9 protein-coding genes are annotated in these 10264 nt (G+C 53.6%); 6 read left to right on the top strand and 3 right to left on the bottom strand.

Features of this window, described 5'->3' with window-relative positions; all coding sequences use genetic code 11:
• Positions 1-408, top strand: a 408-nt coding sequence (gene tnpA, locus CAG64_RS09255) for an IS200/IS605 family transposase (protein WP_161457240.1), incomplete at its 5' end; no start/stop codon positions are given.
• A gap of 125 nt (positions 409-533) precedes the next feature.
• On the opposite strand, the gene CAG64_RS09250 is transcribed toward tnpA, so the two are convergent.
• Both CAG64_RS09250 and CAG64_RS09245 read right to left on the bottom strand, forming a co-directional pair.
• Positions 534-2324: an aminopeptidase P family protein gene (locus tag CAG64_RS09250; protein WP_161457502.1), complete on the bottom strand. Its 1791-nt coding sequence runs from the start codon at positions 2322-2324 to the stop codon at positions 534-536.
• Positions 2325-2432: 108 nt separating this feature from the next.
• On the bottom strand, positions 2433-3374 hold the full coding sequence (locus CAG64_RS09245) for a LysR family transcriptional regulator (RefSeq protein WP_161452845.1): 942 nt from the start codon (positions 3372-3374) through the stop codon (positions 2433-2435).
• A gap of 85 nt (positions 3375-3459) precedes the next feature.
• Between CAG64_RS09245 and CAG64_RS09240 the strand changes: the two genes are divergently transcribed.
• Positions 3460-4674, top strand: a complete 1215-nt coding sequence (locus tag CAG64_RS09240; protein ID WP_237668152.1) for a multidrug effflux MFS transporter — start codon at positions 3460-3462, stop codon at positions 4672-4674.
• 108 nt (positions 4675-4782) lie between these two features.
• Entirely contained in the window at positions 4783-5064 is a 282-nt protein-coding gene (gene tsrA / locus CAG64_RS09235; protein WP_021707301.1) for an H-NS-like global regulator TsrA, read from the top strand.
• A gap of 47 nt (positions 5065-5111) precedes the next feature.
• Here the strand turns inward: tsrA and asnC are convergent, their stop codons facing one another.
• The gene (gene asnC / locus CAG64_RS09230) at positions 5112-5576 is read right to left on the bottom strand and encodes a transcriptional regulator AsnC (protein ID WP_021707300.1); all 465 of its coding nucleotides are present in this window, start codon (positions 5574-5576) and stop codon (positions 5112-5114) included.
• 110 nt (positions 5577-5686) lie between these two features.
• Here asnC and CAG64_RS09225 point away from each other — a divergent pair, with 110 nt between their 5' ends.
• The 3 genes from CAG64_RS09225 to CAG64_RS09215 all read left to right on the top strand — a co-directional run bounded on the left by CAG64_RS09225 (position 5687) and on the right by CAG64_RS09215 (position 10223).
• Positions 5687-8836, top strand: a complete 3150-nt coding sequence (locus CAG64_RS09225) for an EAL domain-containing protein (RefSeq protein ID WP_161457501.1) — start codon at positions 5687-5689, stop codon at positions 8834-8836.
• A 72-nt stretch (positions 8837-8908) separates the two neighbouring features.
• Entirely contained in the window at positions 8909-9694 is a 786-nt protein-coding gene (locus tag CAG64_RS09220; protein ID WP_021707298.1) for a class I SAM-dependent methyltransferase, read from the top strand.
• Between the two features lie 91 nt (positions 9695-9785).
• Positions 9786-10223 carry a hypothetical protein gene (locus tag CAG64_RS09215; protein WP_161452839.1) on the top strand — a complete coding sequence of 146 codons (438 nt, stop codon included), beginning with the start codon at positions 9786-9788 and terminating at the stop codon, positions 10221-10223.
• Positions 10224-10264: the final 41 nt, after the last annotated feature.

Below are 10264 nucleotides of genomic sequence, written 5' to 3'. Positions count from 1 at the left end.
GTTTTTGCACCAAAGTACAGAAGGCAGGTGTTCTATGGTGAGAAACGAAGAGCAGTAGGCGAGATACTTAGAAAGCTATGTGAATGGAAAAGTGTGAATATTATTGAAGCGGAATGCTGCGCAGATCATATTCATATGCTTTTAGAAATACCACCGAAGATGAGTGTTTCATCATTTATGGGGTATTTGAAAGGAAAAAGTAGCTTGATGCTCTATGAGCGATTTGGGGATTTGAAGTTCAAGTACAGGAATCGAGAATTTTGGTGTCGAGGGTATTATGTCGATACGGTAGGAAAAAACACCGGCAAGATACAAAGTTACATAAAGCACCAACTAGAACAGGATAAAATGGGAGAGCAATTGTCGATCCCGTATTCAGGTAGCCCGTTTACGGGCCGCAGGAAATAGTCATATGCAAATGTCAGATCACTACGCGCCTGCTAGGGCGCTGCCAGTAGGAGAGCCTTATAGGCGCATATGAAAAACCACCGGCTATGCCGGTGGATACTTTTTTTGCTTTCACCGTCCTGATATTAAGCGTAATCGAGCGGCTGGGTTGCTTGTTCTAACCACTGTTTCACTTCACCATCCACCAGAGGGCTGACGTCTTGCCACACTTTCTGATGATAGTCATTGAGCCATTTCAGCTCCGGCCGCGTCAGCAGATTCACGTTGATGTTGCGTTGGTCGATCGGACAGCGTGTCAGCGATTCAAAGCCAAGCATATGATGGTCGCCTTGAGTCGCAACTTCCACCACCAGTTCCAGGTTTTCAATCCGGATACCAAACGCATCGGCACGGTAATAACCCGGTTCGTTGGACAGAACCATACCTGGTAGCAGGGCAGTCGGGTTAACCGCTTTGGCGATACGCTGCGGCCCTTCGTGTACGCTGAGGAAGTGACCAACACCGTGGCCAGTCCCATGATCGTAATCGTAACCGTTGGCCCACAGATATTGCCGCGCCAAGGCATCCAGTTGGTGTCCACAGGTACCTCTCGGGAAACGTGCGGTTGCCAGTGCAATATGGCCTTTGAGGACCAAAGTGAACTGATCTTTCATTTCCTGATTCGGCAGCCCGATGGCGACAGTACGAGTGATGTCGGTCGTGCCGTCTTGGTACTGGCCACCCGAATCCACCAGGTAGAGGGTGTTCATCGTCAACTGACCCGGTTGCGGCTGATTTTCGTGATTGTAGTGACACATGGCCGCATTTTCACCGGCCGCAGAAATGGTATCAAAGCTGAGGTCAGCCAGGGTTGGATCTTGTTCTCGGCAGCGCTGGAGCTGGTCGGCCAGCACAGCTTCGTCGTGCAGGCGTCCAGCCGCGACTTCCTTATCCAGCCAGCAGAGGAATTGGGTCATGGCAGCGCCGTCACGGATATGACAGGCTTTCATGCCAGCGATTTCTGTGGCGTTTTTGGCGGCTTTGGGCAGCAGGCAGGGATCGGCCGCGTTGATCAGTTGCGCGCCGGTACTTTGTAATGTCAGGGTAAACCAGGCGTTACTGGTGGCTGGGTCGACCAACACTTTGCGGCCTTCAAGCTTAGCCAGCTGGGCTTGCAGGGCGTCTGGCTCATGGACACGTACACCTTGGCCGACATGCGGTTCAAAGCCAAGTGGCAAACGCTCAGACTTAAAGAAAAAATCGACGCTGGCGTCACGATGGACAATCGCATGACACAACACCACGGGGAGGCGTGATACGTCCAGGCCGCGAATATTGAGTAGCCAGCAGATGGAATCCAGTTCTGTCAGCAGTGCTGCATCGGCTTTTTTGGCCGCAATTAACGCCGCAATCTCTGCGCGCTTGTCGGTGCTGGATTGCCCAACCAATGTCAGGTCCATCAGGCGAACCTCTGATTCCTGCGGTTGCGGGCGATCTTGCCACAGCTGGTCAATCGGGTTGTCGCTGACCGGACTCAGATGCAGTTCACCGTCCAGGGCCGTTTGTGCCGCAGACAGCCAACTGGCGCGGTGCATTCTCGGATCGTAAGCGACTTTGGCGCCACTGGCGAGCTGAGTTGTCAGCCAGCCAAGAAACGGTTCTTCAATCAGGTGACGATATTCAAATACGTCGGCAGGGACCTGTTTGCGTACCTGTACCGTATAGCGGCCATCAACAAAAATCGCTGCGTTATCGCGGGTGATCACCGCGGCGCCGGCTGAGCCGGTGAAGCCGGTGGCCCAGAGTAGACGCTCGTTATGGGCTGGTACGTATTCACCTAAATATTCGTCTTCATGCGGAATAATGAGCGCATCGTAGCTGTGTTGCTCCAGCCAGTTGCGTAGCGCATCGACGCGTTCGGAAATGTGATTTTGCATCTGAAAGTATCCTTTTGCTAAACGTCCTTTTGGGCAGAACTGTATGGTCTGAGACCTGGTCGACTAAGCTACTCCTTTTACGTCGGAGCTGCAAACGCTGGCCGACAATTATCTGAGGTGCAGAGTTTTCTCTTTAATAATATCCCGCAGCCAGCGCAAAGCGGGGTCACTTTCTCTGTCTCTGTGCCAGAAAAGAGTGTAAGCCATCGGAGGAAACTCCATTGGCAGCGGCAGGACCACCAAATCCATCTGTTTGGCGACCAACAGGGTAAAGTGGCTCGGGGCCGTGAAGACGAAGTCAGTGTAAGTACATAAGCTGGCGGCGCTGTTGAAGTCAGGCACTACAATGGCGATGTCGCGTTCACAGCCCATGTCCGACAGGCGGTAGTCCAGCAACCAGCGGTCATACCCGTCGCAGCGGACCTGAACGTGACGCATGGCCAGATAGGTGTGTAGGTTCCAGGGTTGTTTGAGGGCCGGATGATCTTTGCGCATGACGCACATTTGTACGTCACGATAGATTTCCTGCTCGCAGATGTCGTCGGGTGGGTACATGGTCAGTTTCGCGTCGTTGACGTCGATGTCTTTGCCCGTGATGCCAAGATCCAGTTCGCCCATCTGCAGGCGTTTAAACGTGTTTTCATTCCACACATGCATGGAGATGTTGAGGTTGGGACCATGTTGAAAAATCGCTGGCAGGAAATGCGGCAGGATCAACGGATAGACACTTTCAACCGCTGCAATATGGAAACGGTATTCGCTTTCACTCGGGGAAAACTCAGGTGGCTGGGTGATCATTTCGAGCTGATTGACCAACATTTCCAGTTTCGGTTTCAGATAGAGTGACTTGGGGGTCGCTTTTAAGCCATGAGAGGTGCGAATGAACAAAGGATCATCAAACTGCTCACGCAATTTGGCCAAGGCTTTGCTGACCGCTGATTGGCTGAGGCACAAGCGCTGCGCGGTGCGAGTTACGCTCAGTTCTTCGATCAGTACATTGAGACACACCAGCAGATTGAGGTCGATGCGCGCCAGTTTTTCGATGTTCATGGTGTTTTTCTGATTTGGAATATTGGTAATGAGTATAAGCCATTTTTACTCATATCTGAATCTGGGTAAGATGGCCGCCGTTTTGATGAATTTGTTGGAGTATCTTGTGTCTCAATCCGGCCCGGTTCCTATCAGTAAAGTGCAGTTGGCACTGCTGACCTTATTGGTGTTGTTCAGCCCATTGGCGATCGACATCTACTTGCCGGCATTGCCGCAGATTTCGCAGGCGTTTCACGTGGAACACGCGTTAGCACAAGATACGATCACCTGGTTTTTGTTTGCCATGGGCGTCGGTCAATTGTTTGCCGGTCCACTGGCGGACAAACTCGGACGTCGAACTGTTGCATTGGGTGGCATCAGCATCTACGCCCTGAGCGCCTTATTGGCGTGGGGGGCTCAGAGCATTGAGTGGATGTTGATGGCCAGACTGCTACAAGGCTTAGGTGCGTGTGCGACATCGGTAGCAGCCTTTGCAACAGTTCGCGATATCTTTGGTCCGGAGAAAAGCGGCCGAATGATCAGCTACCTGAACGGCGCCATCTGCTTCATTCCGGCATTGGCGCCCATCCTGGGCAGTTGGCTAACGCAGCAGTTTGGCTGGCGAGCCAACTTCAGCTTTATGGCACTGTATGCTCTGACTGTAGGAACGTGGTTGCTGATCAACATGAAAGAAACCAACCCCAGCAGCGAGAAACAAGCGGTGTTTAAGCTGGAGCGTTACTGGTCGGTAGTGAAAACGCCGTCTTTCCTGTTTCATGCCTCTTTGTGCATGTTGGCAATGGCGGTTATTCTGGCGTACGTGACATCCGCCCCGGTGGTGCTGATGGAAGGGCTGGGGTTAAGTATGAACCAATTTACGTTCTGGTTTGGGGTCAATGCGGCGATCAACATTGTTGCTTGTATGACGGCTCCAAAATTCATGGAACGCTTCGGGACCCACACAACGTTGTTGGTTGGCATCGTGACCTTGCTGGTCGCTGGCGGCGTAATGTTGGCAATGGCCGGAACGGCAACCGCACTGGCGTTCATGTTGCCGATCTTCCTCTCTTCTGTCGGGTTTGCCTGGATTCTCGGCGCGGCTGCCGGGAAAGCGCTGGCACCGTTTGGGGATAAAGCCGGTACGGCTGCGGCGTTGTTGGGGCTGTTTCAGATGAGCGGTTCCGGCCTGGTGGTGGGGACGATGCAGCGTCTGAATCTGGACCCGCAACATATGATTGCTTTGCAGATGTGGCTGGTCGCGCCTGCCGTGATCATTCTGCTGTCGAAAGCAGGCCGGCGCTGGCATTATGCGGCGGCGTAAGCGCCTGATACAAATGAAGTGAATAGATGTTTGATAACAACCAAAAGGCGTGTATATTTGTTCTTCTTTTTGTGTTGCAAACCTATTTAGATTGGAACCTCAATAACTATGTCAATGACAACGTATGAAATGGCCAAAGTGCTGGAGCAGCTGGAAGAGTCTCCAGAGAAGATCATGTTTGGCAAATTACTCAATGAGTTGGGTAACCAGAGCAGTGAGCGTATTCGCAGCGCTGCCAAGCAAGTGCCGTTACATATGCTGCGTGATATCGTCTATCAGTTCCAGCAAGTTATCGATGCACGCAAAGGCGAAGAAGTGGATATGCTGGCTCAGCAACTAAAAGAACAAGGCATCACTGCCGAAGAGCTGAAAGCTTACCTCAGCCGCTAATGCTTCACAATACAAAGGCCCCGATACGTATCGGGGCCTTTGTCGTTTCAGGGGTTGACGTTGCGATTGATCGGATTTTGCAGTGAGATCAGGGTTTCGGTCGACTGCACTTCATCAATGGCCTGCAGCTTATCGATCAGCACGTATTGCAGCTCTTCAATTGATTTGCACATCAGCTTGACGAAAATGTTGTACGCCCCGGTGGTGTAATAGGCTTCCACCACTTCGTCGAGCGCATTGAGCTTTTCCAGCGCGGAATGGTAGTCACGGGCCGCGTTCAGGTTGATGCCGATGAAGCAGCACACGTCGTAACCGAGCTTTTTGGTATCGACGATCACTTCCGTGCCCTGGATGATTTGTGCCGATTTCATTTTCTCGATCCGCACATGAATGGTGGCCGGACTGACCTGAAATTGCTTGGCCATTTCCGCGTAAGGCGTACGGGCGTCTTCCATCAAGGTTTTTAAAATGGCCCGGTCGAGATCATCGAGTTTGGCTTCATGGCTCTGCATTATGCATCCTGTTTAAAAAATTCAGCGCGCTACGGCACGTGATAAAAGTATAAATTATCATCAGTTATGATACTGTCTTATCACTGACGAATGAAGAGAGAGTGTAGAGCGTGCGAGTTGTCTTGTGTCTGATCGCGTTGTTGTTAAGCGGCGTTGCGTCCGCCACGGACCGCAGTGTGCTCATCGTTCACTCGTATCATCTCGGTTTCTTCTGGACCGATGCCTTCCAGCATGGTGTCGACGACGTCCTGACACCGCATGCCGACATCAAAACCCGTGCGGTCTACCTCGACACCAAACGGCTGCAGTCCGCGCTGTATTTTGACCAGATCTACCAGCTGTACAAAACGCTGCTGGAGCAGGAGCGTTATGATGCGGTGCTGGTGAGTGACAATAATGCCCTGAGCCTGATGCAGCGTCTGGCACCGCAACTGGGCGACACGCCGGTGATCTTCGGCGGTATCAATAATTACTCACGTGAGATGCACCGTGATCTGCGTGCAACCGGGGTAACAGAAGACATTGATATCGAAAGTAATATCGCGTTAATCCGCCGATTGCAACCCAATGTCGAACGGATTTATGTTGTGACCGACTTTTCCCGTACCGGGGCCGCGGTGCGTCAGCAGCTCAACCACTTTATTGCGCGGTCGCCGCAGTACCAGTCGCTGATCCAGCCGCTGGTGCCGGATACCTTTGAGCATCTCTACCAGCGCGCAGCAGGTATGAATCGCAACGACGCCATTTTGTACTGGGTGTATTACCGTGACCAGCAAGGCGAGGTCAGTGACCTGGTGCAGTGGAATACTTTTATTCACCACGCTCAGGCGCCGGTCTACGTGGTGCATGATCTCGGCATTGGCAACGGAGCCATTGGCGGCGTGGTTCTCAGCGGTCACTCGCAAGGTAAAGCGGCCGCCGACACCTTGCTTGAGGTACTGGCCAACCCGTCGGCGCCACTGCCCAAGGTCAAACGTGTTCCTCCGGAAATCAAACTCGATTATCAGGCCGTGACCCGTTGGGGGCTGGGTATTGAAGGGGAGCCCGCCGGGGTGTTCTTTAATAAACCACTGCCGTTTGCCGAACGTTATCAGCGTGAGCTCGAACTGCTGGTGATGACTGTGCTGGTGTTGTCGCTGATCCTGCTGAGCTTGATCTATTACACCCGGCGGCTGAAAAAGAGTGAGCAGATAGCCCGCCACAGCCAGGTGCTGCTCGAATCGGTGTTTGATCAGAGTTATCACTACATCGGTATGTTGGATCAACATGGCCGGATCGTATCAAGCAACAGCAAGTTGCAGGAGCTGCTCTATAACCCTCAGTATCAACTGGACAAACCGTTGTGGCAGCACAAACATTTGGAGGCGGGCTCAGCGCAGCGTATCAAACACTATTTCGCTGCGCAGCAAGCGTCGCGTCCGGCGCAGTTTGAAGTGGAAGTGTGGCACCCGGAGCACGGGGTGCAAATTCTCGAGTTGTCCCTGAAACCATTACCCAAAGATGTCGGCCAGCAGGTGCGCTTTCTGCTTGAAGCGCGTGACATCACTTCACGCAAACAGACCGAAGACAAACTGATGCAGCGGGAAGCCAGCCTCAGTCACTATTACGATCAGCAACCGGTGATGATGCTGACGCTTAATGAGCAGAACCGTATCCAACAGGTGAACCGCTTTACCGAGCAGATGCTCGGCTACGAAGAGCAGCAGTTGCTTGGTCATCGGCTGCGCGAATTCTATCTGCACGCCGATGCCATTGTACCGCGTCAGGTGCTGCTGCAGCCTAAGCAGGTGGCTAAAGGAGTCTGGCAGCGGGAGATCGAATATCGCCACGCCGACGGGCATGCGATGTGGGTGCGTGAGAACATCCGCCCATTGGCAGAAACCGGTCATTTGCTGATTGTCGGGGAAGACGTGACCGAAACGCGGAAGCTGGCCGATCAACTGGCGTATCAGGCCCGTTATGATTTGCTGACGGACACTTACAACCGTAACCAGTTTGAACTGGAACTGGACAAAGCCCTCAGTGAAGTGGAAAGCCACCTGCGTACCCACGCCATGCTGTATCTTGATCTGGACCAACTGAAGGTACTCAACGACACCGCCGGGCATGAGGCGGGAGATGCCGCGATCAAGTTCTGCGCCAGCATGCTGCAGGAGGTCCTGCCGTACAACACGATTCTGGCGCGCATGGGCGGGGATGAATTTGCGCTTTTGCTCAAAGACTGCACCGAACGCGACGCGGTACACGTGGCGCGCAGTATCATCAGTACCCTGGCTGAGCAGGCGTTTATCTGGAACGACATTCGACTCAATCTGACCTGCTCGATTGGGATTCGCTTGATAGACCATACTGCCACGTCCCCCCAGATGGTACACGCACAGGCGGATACCGCCTGCCATGCAGCCAAAGAAGAAGGGCGTAACCGCTTCAACCTCTATTGCCAGGACGATCAGGATCTGCGGCGTCGCGAACTGGAAATGGAGAGTGTCAGCCTGGTGCATGATGCGCTGGCGAATCAGCGGATTGAACTGTTTGGCCAACGGATCCTCAATGTGTCGCAACCAGCGGACAGCCTGTACTGTGAAGTATTGGTGCGAATTCGTAATTCAGACGGTGAGTACATTTCGCCTGCGATCTTTATGCCCGCTTCCGAGCGCTACAACATCGCGCATCTGATTGATAAGGTAGTGGTTAGCCAGAGCCTGGCGTATTTCGCATCCCATCCGGATGCGCTGGCCCGACTGGACTTGGTGTCGATCAACTTGTCGGGTCACTCAATGGGCAACCGCGAATTTGTTCAGTTTCTGTTGCAGGCGCTGGCCAGCAGTCCGGTTCCGTGCGGGAAGATTTGTCTGGAAATCACGGAAACGGCGGCAATGAGCAATATGGAGCAGGCGATCTCGCTGTTCAGTCAGCTCAAACAACTGGGGTGTCTGATCGCGCTGGATGACTTCGGCTCCGGCCTGTCGTCGTTTGGTTACCTGAAACGCTTACCGGTGGACATCGTCAAAATTGACGGTTTGTTCGTGCGTGATATTGACCATAACGAGATGGATCGCCTGATGGTGCGTTCGATCAACGATCTGGCCCAGCAGATGGGTAAACGGACCGTGGCGGAATTTGTCGAAAACCGCGCCATCTATGAGCATCTGGTAGCGTTGGGTGTGGATTACGCTCAGGGGTATCTGATTGGCCGGCCGAAACCGCTGGCGGAACTGATGAGCGAACTGATGGGTGAGGGCGGGCTCGATTTTACATAGCCTCAGCGTGGTGACGGTGAGCGAAATTGGGTACACTGCGCGCCGTGTAATGAATCTAGTGGAGAAGCCACTTTGCAGCTGCAACTGATATGCGAAGACCCCAATCAAGCCTCACGTCTCGATGAGATCGGCCAACGCTGGCACCTGCAGCACACCCCGCAGAGTGAGTTTGCTCTAGTGCTGACGGCGCAGCGTCTGGAGCTGCGTAAGCTCGATGAGCCTAAACTGGGCGCGATTTTTGTTGACCTGGTGGGCGGGGCGGTTGGGCACCGACGCAAATTCGGCGGCGGTAAAGGTCAGGCGATTGCCAAAGCGGCCGGGCTTAACAAAGGCGTCACGCCTACCATACTGGACGGCACGGCGGGCCTGGGCCGTGATGCGTTTGTGTTGGCATCGTTAGGGTGCCAGGTACAGATGGTTGAACGGCATCCGGTAGTGGCGGCTTTGTTGGAAGATGGCCTGTTGCGCGCGGGTCAAGACACGGAAATTGGCCATTGGGTGCAGGAGCGAATGACCTTGCTGCATGCGTCCAGCCATGATGCGCTGGCCCAGTTGGCGGCAGATGCGGAGTTTGTCCGTCCGGATGTGGTGTATCTCGATCCCATGTACCCGCATCCGGAAAGCAAGAAAAAATCCGCTTTGGTGAAAAAGGAGATGCGGGTGTTTCAGTCGCTGGTCGGCGCGGACACCGATGCGGATGCGCTGTTGCAGCCGGCCCTGGCTTTGGCCAGCAAGCGGGTGGTGGTTAAGCGCCCGGATTACGCTGAGTGGCTGGCAGGGCATAAGCCAACCATGGCCATCGAAACCAAGAAAAATCGCTTTGATGTTTACGTGAATGCCGCAATGGCGGCAGATTGACTTTACCAGGACGATTTGTGCTTGCTTAAACGCGTCGCTGCGGTTATATCTAACTAAGAACTATTCGTATTCTTAGCTTTGGAGTAGTGGCATGGCGAAACGTTTTTGTAAGCTGGATCGGCGCGACATCGCGGCCAGCCTGGGCGAGATCCAGTCATTGGTGGCGGCGCCGAAGTACCTGTGTCGCTCCTGTGCGCGCGCATCGGCCGATAAGAGTGCGTTGTGCAAGCCGATGGCGCTGCCAGTAAGCGACGCCTCACCTGCCATTTCAGCCGATGAGCGCGAGCTTATTATGCCGGTTGCGGTCTGTAACGACGGTGTGGCTCAGCCAGTGTCGAAAAAAGCGCTCAAGCAAGCCAAAAAGAGCGCCAAGAAGCAGGCTAAATTTCATAAAAAGATGAAGAAGGTGCTGAAAAAACAGCAAAAGCTGCTGAAAAAGCATCACAAACTCGAGCGCCAGTTCAGCCGTGTCAATCAGCGTCTGACGACGCTAAACCCAGCCGACAGCAGTGCCGCTCGGATGCACTGATGAAACGAGATAAAAACGCCCGCATCATGCGGGCGTTTTTT

It is taken from the genome of Vibrio sp. V38_P2S17PM301, assembly GCF_009904845.1.
GTDB lineage: Bacteria > Pseudomonadota > Gammaproteobacteria > Enterobacterales > Vibrionaceae > Vibrio > Vibrio proteolyticus.
This window is presented reverse-complemented; position numbering and strand designations above follow the sequence as displayed.

What these genes read in the sequence shown, in the direction of transcription:
- CAG64_RS09250 (WP_161457502.1), bottom strand. Translation starts at nt 2,324, where the DNA reads ATGCAAAATCACATTTCCGAACGCGTCGATGCGCTACGCAACTGGCTG.
- CAG64_RS09245 (WP_161452845.1), bottom strand. Translation starts at nt 3,374, where the DNA reads ATGAACATCGAAAAACTGGCGCGCATCGACCTCAATCTGCTGGTGTGT.
- CAG64_RS09240 (WP_237668152.1), top strand. Translation starts at nt 3,460, where the DNA reads ATGAATTTGTTGGAGTATCTTGTGTCTCAATCCGGCCCGGTTCCTATC.
- tsrA (WP_021707301.1), top strand. Translation starts at nt 4,783, where the DNA reads ATGTCAATGACAACGTATGAAATGGCCAAAGTGCTGGAGCAGCTGGAA.
- asnC (WP_021707300.1), bottom strand. Translation starts at nt 5,576, where the DNA reads ATGCAGAGCCATGAAGCCAAACTCGATGATCTCGACCGGGCCATTTTA.
- CAG64_RS09215 (WP_161452839.1), top strand. Translation starts at nt 9,786, where the DNA reads ATGGCGAAACGTTTTTGTAAGCTGGATCGGCGCGACATCGCGGCCAGC.